Origin of the sequence: Aliivibrio fischeri (genome assembly GCA_038993745.2) — a bacterium.
Lineage (GTDB): Bacteria > Pseudomonadota > Gammaproteobacteria > Enterobacterales > Vibrionaceae > Aliivibrio > Aliivibrio fischeri_B.
On sequence record CP160629.1, the window covers coordinates 562,648 to 584,153 of the forward strand.

Genomic DNA, 21,506 nt, shown 5'->3' on the forward strand with positions numbered 1-21,506 from the left:
GCATTTTATATCCTATTAATAGAGTAAAACGATGACTGATTTATCTAAATACAGAAACATTGGTATTTTCGCGCACGTTGATGCGGGTAAAACCACAACTACTGAACGTATCCTTAAGCTTACTGGTAAAATCCATAAGATTGGTGACACTCACGATGGTTCAACTACTACTGACTTCATGGAGCAAGAAGCTGAACGTGGTATCACAATCCAGTCAGCAGCAGTAAGCTGTTTCTGGAATGATCACCGTCTAAACGTTATCGATACTCCTGGACACGTTGACTTCACAGTTGAAGTGTACCGTTCTCTAAAAGTACTTGATGGTGGTATCGGTGTATTCTGTGGTTCTGGTGGTGTTGAACCTCAATCAGAAACTAACTGGCGTTACGCGAACGAATCAGAAGTATCTCGTCTAATCTTCGTTAACAAACTAGACCGTATGGGTGCTGATTTCTTCAGCGTTGTTGACCAAGTTAAGAAAGTACTAGGCGCAACTCCTCTAGTTATGACTCTACCAATCGGCCGCGAAGAAGATTTCGTTGGTGTTGTAGATGTTTTAAACCGTCAAGCATTTGTATGGGATGACACAGGTCTTCCTGAAAACTACGAAATCCAAGATATCCCAGCTGATATGGTTGATGACGTAGAAGCTTACCGTGAAGAGCTTGTTGAAACAGCTGTTGAACAAGACGACGACCTAATGGAAGCGTACATGGAAGGTCAAGAACCTTCTATCGAAGAGCTTAAGCGTTGTATCCGTAAAGGTACTCGTGACCTAGCGTTCTTCCCTACTTTCTGTGGTTCTGCGTACAAAAACAAAGGTATCCAACTAATCCTAGATGCTGTTGTTGATTACCTACCAGCTCCAAACGAAGTTGAGCCTCAACCTCTAACTGATAAAGATACTGGTGAAGAGACTGGCGAAGTTGCTATCGTTTCTGCAGACGAACCATTCCGTGCTCTAGCATTTAAGATCATGGATGACCGTTTCGGTGCTCTAACTTTCGTACGTATCTACTCTGGTAAACTGAATAAGGGCGATACAGTTCTTAACTCAGCAACTGGTAAAACTGAGCGTATCGGCCGTATGGTTGAGATGCAAGCTGATGAGCGTAACGAATTAACTTCAGCTCAAGCTGGTGACATCATCGCTATCGTTGGTATGAAAAACGTACAAACTGGTCACACTCTATGTGATGTTAAACACGAATGTACTCTTGAACCAATGATCTTCCCTGTTCCAGTAATCTCTATCGCTGTTGCTCCAAAAGACAAAGGCGGTTCTGAGAAAATGGGTATCGCGATCGGTAAAATGGTTGCAGAAGATCCATCTTTCCAAGTTGAGACTGATGAAGAAACAGGTGAAACAATTCTTAAAGGTATGGGTGAACTTCACCTAGACATTAAGGTTGATATCCTTAAGCGTACTTACGGTGTAGACCTAGTTGTTGGTCAACCACAAGTTGCTTACCGTGAAACTATCACTCAAGCAATTGAAGATAGCTACACGCATAAGAAACAATCTGGTGGTTCTGGTCAATTCGGTAAGATCGATTACCGTATCAAACCAGGTGAAGCAGGTACTGGCTTTACGTTCTCATCTTCAGTTGTTGGTGGTAACGTACCTAAAGAATTCTGGCCTGCAGTTGAGAAAGGTTTCGCATCTATGATGGAAACTGGTCCTCTAGCTGGCTTCCCAGTACTAGACGTTGAAGTTGAACTATTCGACGGTGGCTTCCACGCAGTGGATTCATCTGCAATCGCATTTGAAATCGCAGCTAAAGGCGCATTCCGTCAATCTATGCCTAAAGCAGGTGCTCAACTTCTAGAACCAATCATGAAAGTTGACGTATTCACTCCTGAAGATCACGTTGGTGATGTTATCGGTGACCTTAACCGTCGTCGTGGTATGATCAAAGATCAACAAGCTGGTCTAACTGGCGTACGTATCAAGGGTGATGTACCTCTTTCTGAAATGTTCGGTTACATCGGTACTCTACGTACAATGACTTCTGGTCGTGGTCAGTTCTCTATGGAGTTCTCTCACTACGCACCATGTCCAAACAGCGTTGCTGAAGAAGTAATCGCTAAAGCTAAAGAAGAGAAAGCGGCTAAGTAATTAGCACTTAAATCTTTATAGTTATTAAAAAGCCCCGTAAGTGCAAACTTACGGGGCTTTTTTTGTTATTGGTTTCTTTCTTTATGACGCTGTAGTTTCAGATAAATATTTTCAACACGTTCACGAGCCCAATCAGTTTTACGTAAAATTTAAGACTTGATTTAATGCTTGGGTCTTTTTTAAAACAGTTAATATTTACCATATAACTTAGCTCTTCCCAGCCATAGTGTTCTACTAATTCAGTAAGTAACTTCTGTAATGTAATACCGTGTAGCGGGTTATTTTGTTGAGTCATAATTAATGCCATTGAATAAGAATATAAAGTAAGTATATCACTATGAAGGTAGTAACAATAAAAAAGGGAGCGATAGCTCCCTTATTACTTAAGATGGTAATGACTTAGCGTTTAAATGAAACCGTCTCAGCTTTATCTAACGTAATCGTAGTCGTTGCTGGTTGAGTTTCTGATATTACTTTACCGTGGCGAATAGAGAAACGAACCGGAACTTGGCGACGTAGAGCATCAAATCCATTTTCAGCAGGTAAGATAATTAAGTTACCCGGTTTGCCTTCTTCGATGCCGTAGTTATCTTGAATATTTAGAGTTCGAGCCGATTTATAGCTGATTAGATCAAGACCTTGGTTAATTTGGTCGTATCCCATGATTTGACAGACATGCAGTCCCATATGAAGAACTTGTAGCATGTTAGCTGTGCCTAACGGATACCATGGGTCAAATACATCGTCATGGCCAAAACAAACGTTAATATTGTTTGCTAGCATCTCTTTCACGCGTGTAATACCACGACGCTTAGGGTAATCGTCAAAACGACCTTGTAGGTGGATATTAACAAGTGGATTCGCAACAAAGTTAATACCAGACATTCTAAGTAAGCGGAATAAGCGAGAAGCATAAGCGCCATTATATGAATGCATTGCTGTCGTATGGCTTGCTGTTACCTTTTCACCCATATTGAATTTATGAGCAAGAGCGGCAACAGTTTCAACAAAGCGTGATTGCTCATCATCGATTTCATCACAGTGAACATCAATTAGACGGTCATATTTTTTTGCTAATTCAAAAATATAGTGAAGAGATTCGACACCGTATTCACGAGTAAACTCAAAATGAGGAATAGCGCCAATAACATCTGCGCCTAGTTGTACTGCTTCTTCAAGTAACTCTTTACCATTAGGGTAAGAAAGAATGCCTTCTTGAGGAAAAGCAACGATTTGGATATCAACCCATTCTTTCATTTCTTCTTTTACTTCAAGCATTGCTTTTAATGCAATCAGTGTCGGATCTGAAACATCGACGTGAGTACGAACGTGCTGAATACCGTTAGCAATTTGCCATTTTAATGTTTGTTTAGCGCGTGTTTTTACATCTTCAATAGATAATAGCTCTTTACGCTCAGCCCAACGTTCAATTCCCTCAAATAAGGTACCTGAAATATTCCAGCTTGGTTCACCAGCCGTTTGAGTCGTATCTAAATGAATATGAGGTTCGCAAAATGGAGCGTTGGCTAAGCCACCTTCAGCATCAAGAATGTCACCAGAATAGGAGAGTGCTTGCTCATTGTTAGTAATGGTTTTGAATTGACCATCTTCAATCAAGATCTGAAATAAACCTTCTTGATCTCGTAGAGCTACGTTTTTTATTAATAAATTAGTCATTGCTGTATCTTCTATACTGTTTCTGTTTCAGAGATCGATTTTTTGTTAATCATTGGGTTTAGTAATAGGTAGCTAATCGCTCCGCCTAATACAGCGTTTACAGGAACAACGCCCGGTAAGAATTTACCAGCGGCAACACCAATAGCTACTGCGATAATACCTGCCCAGTTAATGGTTTGGAATGCTGCGTTATCAAAATTCATGTAGCGTTTACGGTTACGAAAGAAGTCTGCAATGATAACACCACCAATAGGTGGAATCGCTAAAGATAAGAACGTTAACCAACCTACAAAGTTATTGTATAGCCAAAGTGCACAAACAGTACCAATTAGACCATTTAGCATAGAAACATATTTACTCGGTAAGCCAGTAATATTTGAAAAACCAAGCCCAGATGCGTATAGCGCATTGTCGTTTGTCGTCCAAATATTTAGGCCTAATACGATAATTGCAGGTATTAATAGCCCTTGTGCAATCATCACTTCTGAAATATCAGACTGACCAGTAACAGAAGCGCCTGCGGCACCAAAGATGAACATTAAAGAGTTACCGATAAAGAAAGCAATCATTGTGATAGCAACTGCACCCATTGGTTTTTTGCCAAAGCGGACGAAGTCAGCTGTTAATGTTCCGGCACTTACAAAAGAACCAACAACCATGGCAAGAGCAACCGAAAAGTCCATAGGTTCTGCAGGTTGAATCTTTTGAAGTTCAGCAATACCACCAATACTATCAACAGCACTAAATACTGAGAATCCACCTAAAATGGCAATCGCAGGCACTGCAACCATAGATAAAATCATTAAAGCAGATATACCGAAGTAAACAGTGACGGTCATTAATAGACCAGAGATAACAATAAGAGCGTTGGTATCTATGCCTGTGGCTTTTTGTACTGGATAGCAAACATTGCAACACCAACACCAAACCAACCAACTTGAGTACCACCGAGAAGTAGAGAGGGAAGCCAAGAGCCTTTAGAGCCAAAAGAAAAACGAGCGAGGAGGTGAGTAGAGAGACCAGTTGAAGCGCCGATGTAACCAAGAAAAGAAGTGTAAATGCCGAGGATTAAATTACCAATAAGAACAGCGAGGAAGAAATCATTAAAAGAAAGTCCGGTCCCAAGTGAACCGCCTGTCCACATACTTGCCGAGAAAAATGTGAGTCCTAACATAACTAAAGTTAAGGAAACGACGCCTTTTCTGGCTGTCTTAGGTACTGGCCCTAAGCTGTAATCATTGTCGTGAGACATATGCAATCCTCGTCTGTATTGAATGTATTTTGGTCAAGTTTTTGACAAACGGACGAGAGTCTAAAGAAAATTATATTATTGTCAATAATGTAATCTTTGTTTTTGTTTTGTTTTAGATGGTTTTTTATTTATCTGTCTGTATTTTAAGTGTTTATTTGCTTTGTTTTTTTAGTTATGTTTTTTTGTTAAACGGTTGCTTTGTTTCTTATTTTGCAGAAAATAGATTGTTGGATCTATTTTCTGGTTTTTATAAATAAAAGGTGGTGTGATATTTTTAATCTTGGTTATATTTGAGTTCTGAGAGTGGGAAAATCAATAGTAATCATAAAAATTATATCTTTTAGATAAAATAAAAGCCTCAAAGTATTACTTTTGAGGCTTTTGTCATTTTTATTTCATTAATATCTATTTTTTGATTGTTAAGTGTGGGTTTTTATCCGATTACTCCCAGATTATTTTTTATCTTGAGGCCAGTTAGATGCAAAATCATGATACTTTTTCTCTAGTACGTGGCGTTTTATCTTTAAAGTTGGCGTTAAAATGCCATTTTCAATGCTCCAAGGCTCTTTTATCATTAAGATACCTTTTAGCTTTTCATGTGACTCTAAACCATCATTAATTGTCTCAAGGTTTTTAAGAGCTGTTCTTTCATAACGAGCTTGATCAAAATTAGGGTAAGCATGAGGTACTGCTAATAAAATAGGTCCTGGTAGACCTGAGCCTATTAAACACATCATTTCAAGATTGCTTAAATCAAAGATGTGTTTTTCGATCGGGACAGGAGCTACGAATTTTCCTTTGGCAGTTTTGAACGTGTCTTTTTTCCTGCCTTGAATAGTTAAAAATCCCTCTGAATCAATAGATCCAATATCACCTGTGTGGAGCCATCCATCTTTATTAAAAGTTTCCGCAGTTGCTTCATCATTTTTATAATAACCAGCAAAGAGACTGTCTCCTCTAACTAAAATTTCTTCATCGTCTGCAATTTTTAATTCAATACCAGGCCCAGCAGCGCCGACACTGCCGACTTTATCTGAACGGTATGGATGATTCAGTGTGCTATAGGCAAACGTCTCTGTCATTCCCCATGCTTCGGTAATGTTTAGACCTATACTTTCATACCATTTTAATAAACTTGCAGAAACAGGAGCCGAACCACAGCCTAGTACACGTGCTTTATCAAGTCCTAAGCCATCAGCTAACTTACGTTTTATTAATCCACTAACGAATGGAATTTTTAATAAAATAGATAATTTCTTTTGTGGCAGTTTATCTTGAATTCGTTGTTGGAAAACCGTCCATAATCGTGGGACCGAAATAAATAAAGTTGGGCGATGCATTTTCACATCTTCAATAAAAGTATCTAAAGATTCAGGGAAGGCGGTTTGGATCCCTCCAAAGAAAGCTGAACCTAAAATATAAACTCGCTCAGTGATGTGAGCTAAAGGAAGGTAAGAAAAGAGTCTGTCATCTTGTTGCATACCAATGTGATTAATTAAATGCTTAGATGCGTGACTAAATCCTCCAAAAGTGAGCATTGCCCCTTTTGGTAAACCAGAAGTTCCTGAGGTATACACTATAGACATTAATGTGTTGTCATTATGTTCGGCTTTAAAACTTGAAGGGTTATGAGTTGTCAATAACACTTCAAATTGATATTGGCACTTGGCTGCAGAGTCATAGTCAAAAGCGATAGTTAATATATCGGGTAAGTTAGTGATTGCCTGTTGTGTTGCTTCACTATTATCAAGTTTACCTACAATAAGTACCTTACTTTCACTGTGTGTTAAACAATGCTCTATAGTGTCGAGCCCTGCTGTTGGAAAAATAGGAACACTCACAAAATCCCCTAACATTAAGGCCAGATCAGTGATAAACCATTCGGCACAGTTTTTAGATATTAGTGCGACTCTGTCTTTTGGTTTAATGCCCATCTCTTGCAGTGCGCTCACAAGGCGCAATGCTTTATCAACAACATCAGCAAAAGAATAGTCTGTAAATTCTCTGTTTTTTATTTGACGAAGAAATAGGTCATGTGGCTTTTTCTCTGCCCATTCGAGCATCGCCTCATGAGGGAGTTGAGGGTTGGTTTTGTGGTCAAAAAATGGCTGATTCATGGCTGCATCCTGCGATTATTATTATTTGTTGTTAATATAATGTTAAGTAAATATCGTTTTATTAGATCAGTCAAATTTTAATCAAAATAATGAGAACTTTATAAGTGAGTATTTACCCTAAAGTTCGATGATTGATAGGTATAAAAAAGCCTGCACATAAAAGCAGGCTTATTTGGATAGAATGTTTGTCCTTGAGTTGGACTAAGTTTATAAAAGCGCTTTTAAACGATATAACTCTTCAAGTGCTTGGCGAGGTGTTAAGTCATCCGGATTAACATGCGCTAATGCTTCTTCAACTTCACTGATTTCAGGAATAAGAGAGAGTTGATGCTCTTCTTTTACCGTTGCGCTTGTTGCAGGAACAGGTACTTGTCCACTTTCTAAATGTTGTAATTTTTGTTTCGCTTTCTTAATGACACTTTTAGGTACACCAGCTAAAGAAGCAACAGCAAGGCCATAAGATTTATTTGCTGCACCTTCTTGAACCGCGTGCATAAAGGCAATTTCATCACCATGCTCAACAGCATCAAGATGCACATTAGCTAAACCGGTAAATAGGTTCGGCAGTTCGGTTAATTCGAAGTAATGAGTTGCAAATAATGTCATAGCATTAATTTTTGTTGCTAGCCATTCGGCACTTGCCCAAGCTAGAGATAAGCCATCATAAGTACTTGTACCTCGGCCAATTTCATCCATTAAGACAAGACTGTGTTTGGTTGCATTATGAAGAATATTTGCTGTTTCAGTCATCTCAACCATGAAAGTTGAACGACCTGATGCCAAATCATCTGAGGCACCAATACGAGTAAATATACGGTCTAAGGTTCCAATTTCTGCTGAGTCAGCAGGAACATAACAACCAACATGTGCCATTAATGCAATGAGGGCCGTTTGACGCATATAAGTTGACTTACCACCCATGTTTGGACCTGTAATGATCAACATCTTACGGTCTGGATTCAGTTTTATTGGGTTAGCGATGAATGGGTCACTCATTACTTGTTCAACTACTGGTGACGCCCCCCTTTAATATTAATGCCGGTTTCTTTGGTTAGTACTGGGCGGCAGTAATTTAAGGTATCCGCTCGTTCTGCAAGATTACTTAATACATCAAGCTCTGAAATTGCATTCGCCATTGATTGTAACTGTTCTAGGTGAGGAAGTAGTTGATCAAACAATTCTTCCCATAATCTCTTTTCAATGGCGAGTGCTTTTGACTTGGAGTTGAGTACTTTATCTTCGTGCTCTTTAAGCTCAGGGATAATATAACGTTCAGCATTTTTAAGTGTTTGGCGGCGTACATAGTGGGCTGGTGCTTTGTGACTTTGGCCTTTGCTTATTTGGATATAGAAACCATGTACGTTGTTATAACCAACTTTTAAGGTATCAATATCATGGCGCTCACGTTCTTCTTGTTCTAGTTTCTCTAAGTATTGCGTTGCACCATTAGCAAGATCGCGCCATTGATCTAACTCTTCGTTGTAACCATCAGCTAAAACCCCACCATCACGAATAACAACCGGTGGGTTTTCTTTTATTGCTCGTTCTAATAGCTCGCAAATTGAGTCAATAGGTTGAGCTGATGCTGCAAGTGTTAATAGGTGATCTTGTTGAAATTCTTGAGTGGTTTGCGATAGTTCTGGTAATTGTTGTAGTGCATTACGCAAACGAGCGAGATCACGTGGTCTTGCTGAACGTAACGCTAGACGAGCAAGAATACGTTCTACATCACCAATATTTTTAAGTTGAGGAGCCATATCTGCAAATAGGCCACTTTCTTTTAGTTCACCAATCGCATCAAGACGCTGGTTCAGCACGTCGTGAGTTCTTACTGGTTGATGTAGCCAACGTTTTAGTAAACGGCTACCCATAGCTGTTGAGGTGTGATCTAAGATTTCTGCTAGGGTATGATTAAAACCTCCAGCAAGGTTTTGAGTGATTTCTAGATTCCGACGAGTTGCTGCATCTAAAATTACAGAGTCATCTTGATGATCCATAATAATAGAACGAATGTGCGGAAGGGTGGTTCTTTGAGTATCTTTTACGTATTGAATCAAGCAGCCAGCAGCGCAAAGACCAAACTCAGCTTTTTCTACGCCAAAGCCAACTAAATCACGAGTACCAAATTGATTATTCAGTTGTTGTTTTGCGGTATCAAGTTCAAATTCCCATACTGGGCGGCGACGATTGCCATTGCGTTTTTCAAGCAGATGAACAGGTTCAAAGTCTTCACTAAATAGCAGCTCTGTTGGTGCCGTGCGTTGTAATTCAGCAAGCATAGCTTCTTCAGTATTCGGTTCAGATACCTTGAATCGGCCTGATGTGATATCTAGCGTAGCGTAACCAAATTGCCCTTTATGATGATAAATAGCGGCGATAAGGTTATCGAATCTTTCTGGTAATAGAGCTTCATCTGTTACGGTGCCTGGTGTGACAATACGTACGACTTTACGTTCAACAGGCCCTTTACTTGTTGCAGGATCGCCAACTTGTTCACAAATAGCGACGGATTCACCTTGTTGAACAAGTTTGGCTAAATAGCCTTCAACTGCATGATAAGGAATACCTGCCATTGGAATTGGTTCGCCAGCAGATGAACCACGCTTGGTTAAGGATATTTCAAGAAGCTGTGAAGCACGTTTGGCATCATCATAGAAAAGTTCATAGAAATCGCCCATACGATAAAACAGTAAGATATCAGGGTTTTCAGATTTTAAACGCAAATACTGTTGCATCATTGGGGTATGTTTTTCAGTTGATTTTATTGCCACAACGAGACCTAATAAGTGAAGAATACATTTGGTGCTAAGAATACGTGAATCGAGACGGCAATCAAAGATAGAATGGATAAATTTCGAATTAAGATGGGAAGAATCTAATGGATATGACGCAAAACATACAGTTAGCACAAAAAGTGGGTGAATTATTAGTACATCAAGGAAAAATGATGTCATGTTCAGAATCATGTACCGGTGGTGGCGTTGCGTTTTGTGCAACTGAAAATGCTGGAAGTTCAGCTTGGTTTGATCGTGGTTTTGTTACTTATAGCAATGAGGCAAAACAAGATTCATTAGGGGTAAAGCTAGATACCTTAATACGTTATGGCGCGGTTAGTGAAGAAGTTGTAAGAGAGATGGCTGACGGTGCATTATTAAACAGTAAATCTGATATTACGGTTTCAATCAGCGGTATTGCAGGGCCTGGTGGGGCTACGGAAGATAAGCCTGTTGGAACGGTATGTTTTGGTTTTGCAGATAAGAATGAGTGGAGCAATGAAACTACTGTATATTTTACTGGTGATCGCAGTGAAGTTAGAATGAAAGCGATAGAATATGCATTTCTTACAATCAAGAATCGCTTAGAAGAGCTTAATTAATTCAATTAGTTAGTTTGTTGTGTCGTGATATTGCTCAGAAAAAATTAGAAAAAAAATAGCAAAGCTATAGACACTGTACAAATAGACAGTATACTACTGGTCATTAACTGATTTAGTGATCTAGAAATCTGGAGAATCAAATGGACGATAACAAGAAAAAAGCACTGGCCGCCGCATTAGGTCAAATTGAAAAACAATTTGGTAAAGGTTCAATCATGAAGTTGGGCGATAACCGCACAATGGATGTTGAAACTGTGTCTACTGGTTCTTTATCTCTTGATATTGCTCTAGGTGCTGGTGGTTTACCAATGGGGCGTATCGTTGAGATTTTTGGCCCTGAGAGTTCAGGTAAAACAACACTGACTCTAGAATTAATTGCAGCTGCGCAACGTGAAGGTAAAACATGTGCCTTTATTGATGCTGAACATGCTCTAGATCCTGTATACGCTAAAAAACTTGGCGTTAATATTGATGAATTATTAGTTTCTCAGCCAGATACGGGTGAGCAAGCTTTAGAAATCTGTGATGCGTTAGCACGTTCTGGTGCTGTTGATGTAATGGTAATTGACTCCGTTGCAGCATTAACACCAAAAGCTGAAATTGAAGGTGAAATGGGCGATAGCCACATGGGTCTTCAAGCTCGTATGCTTTCTCAAGCAATGCGTAAATTAACGGGTAATCTAAAGCAATCAAACTGTATGGCTATCTTCATTAACCAAATTCGTATGAAGATTGGTGTAATGTTTGGTAACCCTGAAACAACAACTGGTGGTAATGCACTTAAGTTCTATGCATCTGTTCGTCTTGATATTCGTCGTACTGGCGCAGTAAAAGATGGCGATGAAGTTGTTGGTAACGAAACTCGTATCAAAGTTGTTAAGAATAAAATTGCAGCACCATTTAAACAAGCTGAAACTCAAATCATGTACGGTCAAGGTTTTAACCGTGAAGGTGAGTTAATTGACTTAGGTGTTAAACATAAGTTGGTTGATAAAGCGGGCGCATGGTACAGCTACAATGGTGATAAGATTGGTCAAGGTAAAGCGAACGCATCGAAATTCATGCGTGAAAATACTGAAGTAGCAGCAGAACTAGATAAGAAGCTACGTGAGATGCTATTGACTCCAGCTGAAGAAAAACCAGAGACTGATGCAGCTCCAGAAATTGAAGAAAACGAAGAGTTTTAAGCTTTAGTTTCTCTATAATATTTTTTAAAAGCCAAACCTTAGTGTTTGGCTTTTTTATATCTAGCTATTTGTATTCTTAAGACGTTTCTTCAAATCCCTCTTTATTCCTCATTTGATCGTTGTACTTATCTATATTTCACTCTCATTTGCGTATACAATGTGCGAAATTCTGTCTAAAAAACACTGCTTGTCCTAATGAGTACAAGAGTGAGTTAAACTACGATTCAATCAGGAATATCCACATGTATATGAGCACTGACGAGATCCGCCGTGCGTTCCTTGCTTTTTTTGAAAGCAAAGGACACCAAATTGTTGAGAGTTCTTCTCTAGTTCCAGCAAACGATCCAACTCTTCTATTTACTAACGCCGGTATGAACCAATTTAAAGATTGTTTCTTAGGTTCAGAGAAGCGTAACTATACTCGTGCAACAACAGCTCAACGCTGTGTTCGTGCTGGTGGTAAGCACAACGATTTAGAAAATGTTGGTTTCACTGCTCGTCACCATACATTTTTTGAAATGTTGGGTAACTTCAGCTTTGGTGATTACTTTAAGCAAGATGCTATTAAATACGCATGGGAATTCTTAACAGAACGTCTAGAGCTACCTGCTGAACGCTTATTAGTTACTGTTTATGAAACAGATGATGAAGCATTTGAAATCTGGAATAAAGAAATGGGTATTCCAGCTGATCGCATCGTACGTATTGGTGATAACAAAGGCGCACCATATGCTTCAGATAACTTCTGGCAAATGGGTGACACAGGTCCTTGTGGTCCTTGTACAGAAATCTTTTACGATCACGGTGAGCACATTTGGGGTGGTCGTCCTGGTACACCTGAAGAAGATGGTGACCGTTTTATCGAGATCTGGAACAACGTATTTATGCAGTTTAACCGTCATGCTGATGGCACGATGGAACCTTTACCAAAACCTTCTGTTGATACAGGTATGGGTATTGAGCGTATTGCTGCAATTATGCAAGGTGTTCACTCAAACTACGAAATCGATATTTTCCAAACACTAATTAAAGAAGCGGCAAAAGTAATTGGTTACGATGATTTATCAAACCAATCTTTACGTGTAGTAGCTGACCATATTCGTTCTTGTTCATACCTAATCGTTGATGGTGTTATGCCATCTAATGAAGGTCGTGGCTATGTGTTACGTCGTATTATTCGTCGTGCAGTACGTCATGGTAACAAGTTAGGTGCTAAAGGTTCTTACTTCTACAAATTGGTTGGCCCATTAGCTGAAATCATGGGTACAGCTGGTGAAGAACTGAAAAAACAGCAAGCACTTGTTGAAAAAGTACTTAAGATTGAAGAAGAAAACTTTGGTCGTACACTTGAGCGTGGTATGGCAATTCTAAATGAAGCGCTAGATAACCTTGAAGGTACAGTTCTTGATGGTGAAACTGTATTTAAATTGTATGACACATACGGGTTCCCAGCTGATTTAACGAACGATGTTGCTCGTGAGCGTGAATTAACTATCGATGAAGATGGTTTTGAAAAAGCGATGGAAGAACAACGTCAACGTGCACGTGAAGCGGGCCAATTTGGTACTGATTACAATGCAGTAATCAAAGTAGAATCTGAAACTGTATTCCATGGTTATGATTCGACTGAAGCAAAAGCATCAGTAGTTGCATTATTCCGTGAAGGTGAAGAAGTTGATGCTTTATCAGCAGGTGATGATGCGATTCTAATTTTGGATCAAACACCTTTCTACGCTGAGTCTGGCGGTCAATGTGGTGATGCAGGTATTATCACAGTTGAAACGGGTAAGTTTGTTGTTACCGATACACATAAAATCGGTAATGCGATTGGTCACCATGGTAAATTAGTAGAAGGTGTTCTATCTAAAGCTGACCATGCGATGGCTCAAGTTGATGAGACTCGTCGCGCAGCGATTATCTTAAACCACTCAGCAACGCACTTATTACACGCAGCACTTCGTCAAGTGTTAGGTGAACACGTAACGCAAAAAGGTTCATTAGTTAAAGCTGAGAACCTACGTTTTGACTTCTCACACCTTGAAGCGGTTAAAGCTGAAGAATTGCGTCAGGTTGAACGTATTGTTAACCAACAAATTCGTTTAAACCACACAATTGAAACTGACTTAATGGATATCGATGCGGCGAAAGAAAAAGGCGCAATGGCTCTATTTGGTGAAAAATACGATGATGAAGTTCGAGTTCTTTCTATGGGAGAGTTCTCAACTGAATTATGTGGTGGTATTCACGCATCAAGCACTGGTGATATTGGTCTATTTAAGATCACATCAGAAGGTGGTATTGCTGCAGGTATCCGTCGTATTGAAGCAGTTACAGGTGAAGCAGCATTAGATGCAATCGAAGCTCAACAAAAAGCGGCAGATAAAAAGCTAAATGAAGCAGCATCAAAAGCAAAACAACTTGAAAAAGAAATTCAACAACTTAAAGATAAGTTAGCGTCTCAAGAAAGTGCTAGCCTTATCAATAAAGTACAAGAAATTGCAGGAACAAAAGTACTTGTTGCTCAATTAGATGGTGCAGAAAATAAAGCACTTCGAGGTATGGTTGATGAACTTAAGAACCAAATCGGTAGCGGCATTATTATGTTAGGTAATGTTAGTGAAGGTAAAGTTGGTTTAATTGCTGGCGTAACAAAAGATCTTATTGGCCAAGTTAAAGCGGGTGAATTAGTGAATATGGTTGCACAGCAAGTTGGTGGTAAAGGCGGCGGTCGTCCAGATATGGCTCAAGCTGGCGGTACTGATGCTGAAGCATTACCAAATGCACTTGCTTCTGTTGAAGCTTGGCTAACTGAGCGTCTGTAATAGGTCGTATCAGTGGCATTAATCGTACAAAAGTATGGTGGTACATCAGTTGGATCCGTTGAACGGATCCAATCTGTTTCCGAACGTATCATATCAACACTGCAGCAAGGGCATGATGTCGTTGTTGCGGTTTCTGCCATGGCAGGAGAAACAAACCGACTATTGCATTTAGCAAATCAAATAAGTGAGGTACCTGAACCTCGTGAATTAGATATGTTACTTTCAGCTGGTGAACAAGTTTCTATTGCACTATTGGCGATGTCTTTAAATCAAAAGGGCATAAAAGCAATATCATTAACCGCTGACCAAGCGGGCATTCATACGAATAACTCATTCAATGATGCGACAATTAAGCATATTGAAACGGATCTTATCACTCAGTGGGTTGATAAAGGGTATGTCGTTATTGTAGCTGGGTTCCAAGGTCGAGATGACCAAGGTAATATTACTACATTAGGTCGAGGTGGTTCCGATACCACAGCAGTAGCGCTTGCCGCAGCACTAGATGCTGATGAGTGCCAGATTTTTACTGATGTTGATGGGGTATATACCTCTGATCCTCGTTTTGTATCTAATACCCGCCGTTTAGAAGAAGTTTCTTTTTCTGATATGCATGCACTAGCAAAATCTGGAGCCAAAGTTCTTCAAGAGCATTCTGTCGCTCATGCTTGGAATTCATCGGTAGCATTGAGGGTACTATCCTCATTTGAAGATGGCGAAGGAACGTTAATTTGTGAGAATCCTAAACAACCTTTAGCGGTTACTGGATTAGCACTCAAACAAGATTTATCTTTGGTTGAATGTGAGAATATTTCAAGCGAAGAGCAAGCAGAACTCTATAAACAGTATAGAGTGTTAAATGAAAGATGTGATTGTTTTCAAATTGTTGTACCTAAAGCGACTTTTTTACAATTGAAGCTGGCATTTAATACTAAAATACGCAATATTAGTAGCTTATCAATTCTGACGTTAGTCGGAGATAATGTTGAAGGGATGGCAGAGTCTGCTTGCAATCAACTATTGGCAAATGATATTGATGTTCATCAATATGATATTGAGCCAAAAAGTGTGTCGGTTATCGTAAATCAAGCTGATTTACACCGAGCGGCCGAAATTTTACATAAAACGTTTGTTATTACAGAGCAATCGCAAGATAATGATCTTTTGGTCGCTGTTTCTTGAGCAAAGACGTTTATGAAAATAAGCGATAACGGACGATACATACATTTATTATAATACTGAGATAACTCAAGGAGCATTCGAATGCTAATTTTGACTCGCCGTGTAGGTGAAACTCTGATGATTGGTGACGAAGTAACAGTTACTGTACTAGGCGTTAAAGGCAACCAAGTACGTATTGGTGTAAATGCACCTAAAGAAGTATCTGTTCACCGTGAAGAGATTTATATGCGCATTCAAGCGGAAAAAGGTACACCTGCGGCTTCGCAAGGCAACTTTTAATTTCGTATGAATATAGGCTGGCATTGTCAGCCTTGTTTGTTTTTGTCTTTTACTCATTGATAAAAATGAACAAAATAAGAGACACAAATTCGGTATAACGTTTTATTTTTATCCATTTTGGTCGTTTCATAGACGGTTAAACGAAAAAGCGTTATTTTTTACTAAGAAGTGATTGACATATTTTTGGTAAACCGTAATATGTGCCTCCTCAAGACGGTGAGGTGGCCGAGAGGCTGAAGGCGCTCCCTGCTAAGGGAGTATACGGTTTATCCCGTATCGAGGGTTCGAATCCCTCCTTCACCGCCATTATTTGTTTATGTTGATATTTACTATCAGCAAAAACACAAAAGAATTATTGTGCGCTAGTAGCTCAGCTGGATAGAGTACCTGGCTACGAACCAGGCGGTCAGAGGTTCGAATCCTCTCTGGCGCACCATTAATTTAATTGATAGAATTTCTATCAGAAAAACAAGACGGTGAGGTGGCCGAGAGGCTGAAGGCGCTCCCCTGCTAAGGGAGTATACGGTTTATCCCGTATCGAGGGTTCGAATCCCTCCTTCACCGCCATTATTTGTTTATGTTGATATTTACTATCAGCAAAAACACAAAAGAATTATTGTGCGCTAGTAGCTCAGCTGGATAGAGTACCTGGCTACGAACCAGGCGGTCAGAGGTTCGAATCCTCTCTGGCGCACCATTATTTCTTTTTGTAGTCATTTATTAGTGACAATAAAAGATTACAAAGACAATCAGAATTAAAGTGTGCGCTAGTAGCTCAGCTGGATAGAGTACCTGGCTACGAACCAGGCGGTCAGAGGTTCGAATCCTCTCTGGCGCACCATTATTTCTTTTTGTAGTCATTTATTGGCGACAATAGAAGATTACAAAGACAATTAGAATTAAAGTGTGCGCTAGTAGCTCAGCTGGATAGAGTACCTGGCTACGAACCAGGCGGTCAGAGGTTCGAATCCTCTCTGGCGCACCATTATTTCTTTTTGTAGTCATTTATTGGTGACAATAAAAGATTACAAAGACAATCAGAATTAAAGTGTGCGCTAGTAGCTCAGCTGGATAGAGTACCTGGCTACGAACCAGGCGGTCAGAGGTTCGAATCCTCTCTGGCGCACCATTATTTCTTTTTGTAGTCATTTATTGGTGACAATAAAAGATTACAAAGACAATCAGAATTAAAGTGTGCGCTAGTAGCTCAGCTGGATAGAGTACCTGGCTACGAACCAGGCGGTCAGAGGTTCGAATCCTCTCTGGCGCACCATTATTTCTTTTTGTAGTCATTTGTTGGCGACAATAAAAGATTACAAAGACAATCAGAATTCTGTGCGCTAGTAGCTCAGCTGGATAGAGTACCTGGCTACGAACCAGGCGGTCAGAGGTTCGAATCCTCTCTGGCGCACCATTCTTTAAAAGAACCCGATCATTTGATCGGGTTTTTTTATGTCTGAAAGATAAGTAGTTAATCAAATTGGTTGTTTTTAAATCGATTGATTTATTCGTTATTGTTAGGTAACTTGATTGTAATCAGGTTATTTTAAAGAGAAAAGTGGCAGTGTATGGATATAACTCGCCATGATCTTCTTTTTTAAAAAGATTTCGTTGATTCATATTTGACAAATATATTCATGACGAGATAATTGATCCTTCTTTTTAGAATAAAAGAACCATTTTTGTATAAATTTCATACTAAATTTTACATTGTCACTATCATCAAAAGGGAAGCAAGATGACAGACATTGGAAGTCTATTATGGGAAGCAGCTACGCTCATGCTTACAGGTATGTGCGTTGTGTTTGCATTCCTAACCATCCTAGTTTATCTAGTTCAACTCATGTCAAAACTATTGCCTGTGGAGCTACCTCCAAAGCAAGCATTAGCTGTTCAAAAAGTTCAGAATCCCGATCAAACAACAGTGCAGCCTCAGATAATTGCTGCAATTTCTGCTGCGGTTAAATTACACCGCGAAAAGAATAAATAACTGTTTTAGGAAAATTATTACAAGGAGTTTGTAAGCATGTCTAAACCACTTTCTATCACTGATGTGGTACTTCGTGACGCCCATCAATCACTATTTGCAACACGTATGCGTGTTGAAGATATGTTACCGATTGCAGAACAGTTGGATAAAATTGGTTATTGGTCTCTAGAAACTTGGGGAGGCGCAACATTCGATTCTTGTATTCGTTATCTAGGAGAAGATCCGTGGGAGCGTTTACGATTATTAAAAAAAGCCATGCCTAATACACCAATGCAAATGCTTCTACGTGGTCAAAACTTATTAGGTTATCGTCACTATGCCGATGATGTAGTTGAGAAGTTTGTTGAACGAGCACATGCAAATGGAATGGATGTATTCCGTATTTTTGATGCAATGAACGATGTAAGAAACTTTCAAAAAGCGGTAAAAGCAACAATCGACGTGGGCGCTCATGCACAAGGTACGCTTTCATACACAACAAGTCCTGTTCATAATACCGATACTTGGGTCGATTTAGCCAAACGTCTAGAAGATTTAGGTTGTCACTCACTATGTATAAAAGACATGTCAGGTTTGCTTAAGCCTTATGAAGCTGAAGAGTTAATCACTCGAATTAAGACGTCTTGTGATGTGCCTTTAGCTCTGCATAGTCATGCAACAACTGGGCTTTCTACCGCAACAGCAATTAAAGCAGTAGAAGCTGGTATTGATATTCTTGATACGGCCATTTCTTCAATGAGTCAAACTTATGGTCATACACCAACAGAAACCGTTGTTGCTATGTTAGAAGAAACCGGACGTGATACTAATCTGAAATTAGATCAATTAGCACCTATTGCTAGTTATTTCCGAGAAGTTCGTAAGAAATATGCAAAATTTGAAGGTCAACTAAAAGGGGTTGATTCACGAATTCTTATTGCTCAAGTTCCGGGTGGTATGCTGACTAATATGGAAAGCCAACTTAAAGAGCAAGGTGCTGCTGATAAGATGGATGAAGTTTTAGCAGAAATCCCTAAAGTGCGTAAAGATCTTGGTTATATTCCACTAGTAACGCCAACTTCTCAAATTGTGGGAACACAAGCGGTGATTAATGTTCTTACTGGAGAGCGTTATAAGAGCATAACAAAAGAAACTGCTGGTGTACTGAAAGGGGAATACGGTGCAGCCCCTGCTGAGGTTAATGCTGAGCTACAAGCTCGAGTTCTTGATGGTAAAGAAGCGGTAACTTGTCGTCCTGCTGATCTTTTAAAAGCGGAACTTTATACATTAACTGATGAGTTACTGGAAAAAGCGAAAGAAGAGAATATTGAACTTGCTGAGCAACAGGTTGATGATGTTTTAACTTATGCATTATTCCCTCAAGTTGGTTTGAAATTCCTTAAAAACCGTAATAATCCAGAAGCATTTGAACCCGCTCCAGGTACTGAAAAAGAAGCTGAGCAGGAAGAGGTCAAAGTCTCTGCGGCTAAAGGCAGTGTTGAAGCCTATAGCGTAAAAGTGGATGGGCAAGTATATAACGTTGAAGTTGGTCCTCAGGGCGTTATCTCTTCTGTTGAACAAATTTCAGCGCAAGCTGCTCCAGTTCAATCACCGCAACTTTCTGCAATGGATGCTGAATCTGTTGATGCTCCATTGGCAGGCAATATCTTTAAGGTATTAGTGCAAGCAGGTGCAGAAGTTGTTGAAGGTGATGTATTACTTATTCTTGAAGCAATGAAAATGGAAACAGAAATCAAAGCTTCACGTAGTGGTACAGTGCAAGATATTTTAACTAAAGAAGGTGATGCGGTTACTGTTGGTACACCGTTACTTTCTCTAGCGTAGATGTAGGTATAAAACATGGATGGTTTATTAACATTATGGAATGAAACAGCCATTGCCAATTTTAAGTTTGAGCAACTTATTATGATGGCTGTGGGTTGTGGTTTGCTCTTCTTAGCAATAAAAAAAGGGTTTGAGCCGCTATTATTATTACCTATTGGATTTGGTGCAATTTTAGCAAACATTCCTAATGCAGGTTTTACAGATCCTGGCGGACTGCTTTACTACGTTTATTACGTAGGGATTGAAACAGGAATATTCCCGTTACTTATCTTTATGGGCGTAGGAGCGATGACGGACTTTGGTGCCTTAATTGCTAACCCTAAAACATTATGGTTAGGCGCAGCTGCTCAAGTCGGTATTTTTGCCACGTTGTTTGGTGCAATTTTACTTAACTATGTACCAGGAATGGAGTTTACACTAGCTGACGCTTCTTCCATTGCGATTATTGGTGGAGCCGATGGTCCAACGGCAATCTTTTTGTCTAGCCAGTTATCACCAGACCTATTAGGTGCAATAGCGGTTGCTGCCTATAGCTATATGGCATTAGTGCCTATTATCCAGCCACCAATTATGAAAGCACTGACGACACCTGAAGAGCGCCAAATTAAAATGGCTCAATTGCGTCATGTTGGTAAAGCTGAGAAGATACTATTTCCATTAGCGGTATTATTAATGACTATTTTATTCTTACCATCTGCGACGCCACTTGTTGGTATGTTTTGCTTAGGTAATTTAATGAAAGAGTCTGGTGTGGTTGATCGTTTATCAAGTACTGCTCAAAATGAATTAATTAATATTGTTACGATCTTCTTAGGGCTAGGTGTTGGATCTAAGCTAAAAGCGGATACCTTCTTAAATGTAGAGACATTAGGTATTTTGGCTCTTGGTGCTGTTGCTTTTAGTATTGGTACAGCAGGTGGTGTCATTATGGCTAAGGTTCTTAATAAGTTCTCGAAAGAAGATATTAACCCATTAATCGGTGCAGCAGGTGTATCTGCCGTTCCAATGGCGGCTCGTGTGGTTAATAAAGTTGGTCTTGAGGCTAATCCTCAAAACTTCTTGTTAATGCATGCTATGGGGCCAAACGTAGCGGGTGTGCTTGGTTCTGCTGTTGCTGCAGGTATACTTCTTGCGCTAGTTGGTTAATTTTGAACAAAACCTAACAATAAAAGGGTGCTGATGCGCCCTTTTTTATTTTATGCTTACTGTTATCTTAGTATTTATAATGGAATAAATTCAATCATGTTTGATTGGTTTAATGCAGATTCTGCATTATGGGTATTATTTAGCTCTGGCTTTTTAAGTGCGACTTTATTACCAGGCGCTTCTGAAGCGAGTCTAATCGCAACATTGCAATTAAATAGCTTTTCTACATGGCTTGTTGTTTTTGTTGCAACGCTAGGCAATACATTAGGTGGAATAACAAACTATTGGCTTGGTTTATTACTTCCTGATAAAACTTCTTCGCAGAAACACGGTCATAAAGCCATTCAATGGATTAAAAAATATGGCTATTGGACATTATTATTTAGTTGGTTACCAATCATTGGCGATCCCCTTTGTTTAGCTGCCGGGTGGTTAAGGATGCGATTTTGGCCATGTATTTTTTTAATTGGGGTTGGTAAAGCGGCGCGATATGCCTTGCTATCGCTTGCAGTAAACGGGATTTTATAGGACATAA

The 21,506-nt window shown here is 39.5% G+C and carries 12 protein-coding genes, 9 tRNA genes and 3 pseudogenes; 19 read left to right on the forward strand and 5 right to left on the reverse strand.

Going from position 1 to position 21,506, the window contains the following annotated elements; all coding sequences use genetic code 11:
• Window positions 1–31 precede the first annotated feature (31 nt).
• Window positions 32–2,119 (forward strand): elongation factor G, encoded by a 2,088-nt coding sequence (fusA, locus tag AAFX60_002780; protein ID XDF78140.1) that lies wholly within the window; start codon window positions 32–34, stop codon window positions 2,117–2,119.
• 65 nt (window positions 2,120–2,184) lie between these two features.
• On the opposite strand, the pseudogene AAFX60_002785 reads toward fusA, so the two are convergent.
• The 5 genes and pseudogenes from AAFX60_002785 to mutS form a co-directional block, all read right to left on the reverse strand.
• Window positions 2,185–2,414: pseudogene (locus tag AAFX60_002785) on the reverse strand (VF530 family protein).
• A gap of 104 nt (window positions 2,415–2,518) precedes the next feature.
• Window positions 2,519–3,796 carry a cytosine deaminase gene (locus tag AAFX60_002790; protein XDF78141.1) on the reverse strand — a complete coding sequence of 426 codons (1,278 nt, stop codon included), beginning with the start codon at window positions 3,794–3,796 and terminating at the stop codon, window positions 2,519–2,521.
• A gap of 11 nt (window positions 3,797–3,807) precedes the next feature.
• Window positions 3,808–5,048 (reverse strand): annotated as a pseudogene (gene codB, locus AAFX60_002795) (cytosine permease).
• A 452-nt stretch (window positions 5,049–5,500) separates the two neighbouring features.
• A complete protein-coding gene (locus AAFX60_002800) occupies window positions 5,501–7,165 on the reverse strand; it encodes an AMP-binding protein (GenBank protein XDF78142.1) in 1,665 nt (554 codons plus the stop codon).
• A 207-nt stretch (window positions 7,166–7,372) separates the two neighbouring features.
• Window positions 7,373–9,930: pseudogene (gene mutS / locus AAFX60_002805) on the reverse strand (DNA mismatch repair protein MutS).
• A 113-nt stretch (window positions 9,931–10,043) separates the two neighbouring features.
• Between mutS and AAFX60_002810 the strand changes: the two are divergent.
• From AAFX60_002810 to AAFX60_002895, 18 genes are all read left to right on the forward strand, one after another.
• On the forward strand, window positions 10,044–10,541 hold the full coding sequence (locus AAFX60_002810) for a nicotinamide-nucleotide amidohydrolase family protein (GenBank protein XDF78143.1): 498 nt from the start codon (window positions 10,044–10,046) through the stop codon (window positions 10,539–10,541).
• A 140-nt stretch (window positions 10,542–10,681) separates the two neighbouring features.
• Entirely contained in the window at window positions 10,682–11,728 is a 1,047-nt protein-coding gene (gene recA, locus AAFX60_002815; GenBank protein ID XDF78144.1) for a recombinase RecA, read from the forward strand.
• A 242-nt stretch (window positions 11,729–11,970) separates the two neighbouring features.
• Window positions 11,971–14,550, forward strand: coding sequence for an alanine--tRNA ligase (gene alaS / locus AAFX60_002820; GenBank protein ID XDF78145.1), 2,580 nt, complete (start codon window positions 11,971–11,973; stop codon window positions 14,548–14,550).
• 12 nt (window positions 14,551–14,562) lie between these two features.
• A complete protein-coding gene (locus AAFX60_002825) occupies window positions 14,563–15,732 on the forward strand; it encodes an aspartate kinase (GenBank protein XDF78146.1) in 1,170 nt (389 codons plus the stop codon).
• A gap of 81 nt (window positions 15,733–15,813) precedes the next feature.
• Window positions 15,814–16,011, forward strand: coding sequence for a carbon storage regulator CsrA (gene csrA, locus AAFX60_002830; GenBank protein XDF78147.1), 198 nt, complete (start codon window positions 15,814–15,816; stop codon window positions 16,009–16,011).
• A 215-nt stretch (window positions 16,012–16,226) separates the two neighbouring features.
• A tRNA-OTHER gene (locus tag AAFX60_002835) sits at window positions 16,227–16,317 on the forward strand.
• Window positions 16,318–16,370: 53 nt separating this feature from the next.
• Window positions 16,371–16,447, forward strand: a tRNA-Arg gene (locus AAFX60_002840).
• Between the two features lie 39 nt (window positions 16,448–16,486).
• Window positions 16,487–16,578 (forward strand) — tRNA-Ser (locus AAFX60_002845).
• A 53-nt stretch (window positions 16,579–16,631) separates the two neighbouring features.
• Window positions 16,632–16,708: transfer RNA gene (locus AAFX60_002850), tRNA-Arg, on the forward strand.
• Between the two features lie 67 nt (window positions 16,709–16,775).
• Window positions 16,776–16,852 (forward strand) — tRNA-Arg (locus AAFX60_002855).
• A gap of 67 nt (window positions 16,853–16,919) precedes the next feature.
• Window positions 16,920–16,996: transfer RNA gene (locus AAFX60_002860), tRNA-Arg, on the forward strand.
• A gap of 67 nt (window positions 16,997–17,063) precedes the next feature.
• Window positions 17,064–17,140: transfer RNA gene (locus AAFX60_002865), tRNA-Arg, on the forward strand.
• Between the two features lie 67 nt (window positions 17,141–17,207).
• Window positions 17,208–17,284, forward strand: a tRNA-Arg gene (locus AAFX60_002870).
• A 64-nt stretch (window positions 17,285–17,348) separates the two neighbouring features.
• A tRNA-Arg gene (locus tag AAFX60_002875) sits at window positions 17,349–17,425 on the forward strand.
• 324 nt (window positions 17,426–17,749) lie between these two features.
• Window positions 17,750–18,001 (forward strand): oxaloacetate decarboxylase subunit gamma, encoded by a 252-nt coding sequence (locus AAFX60_002880; protein ID XDF78148.1) that lies wholly within the window; start codon window positions 17,750–17,752, stop codon window positions 17,999–18,001.
• A 36-nt stretch (window positions 18,002–18,037) separates the two neighbouring features.
• A complete protein-coding gene (gene oadA, locus AAFX60_002885) occupies window positions 18,038–19,825 on the forward strand; it encodes a sodium-extruding oxaloacetate decarboxylase subunit alpha (GenBank protein XDF78149.1) in 1,788 nt (595 codons plus the stop codon).
• A 15-nt stretch (window positions 19,826–19,840) separates the two neighbouring features.
• Entirely contained in the window at window positions 19,841–20,971 is a 1,131-nt protein-coding gene (locus tag AAFX60_002890; GenBank protein XDF78150.1) for a sodium ion-translocating decarboxylase subunit beta, read from the forward strand.
• Window positions 20,972–21,067: 96 nt separating this feature from the next.
• Window positions 21,068–21,499, forward strand: coding sequence for a YqaA family protein (locus AAFX60_002895; GenBank protein ID XDF78151.1), 432 nt, complete (start codon window positions 21,068–21,070; stop codon window positions 21,497–21,499).
• Window positions 21,500–21,506 lie beyond the last annotated feature (7 nt).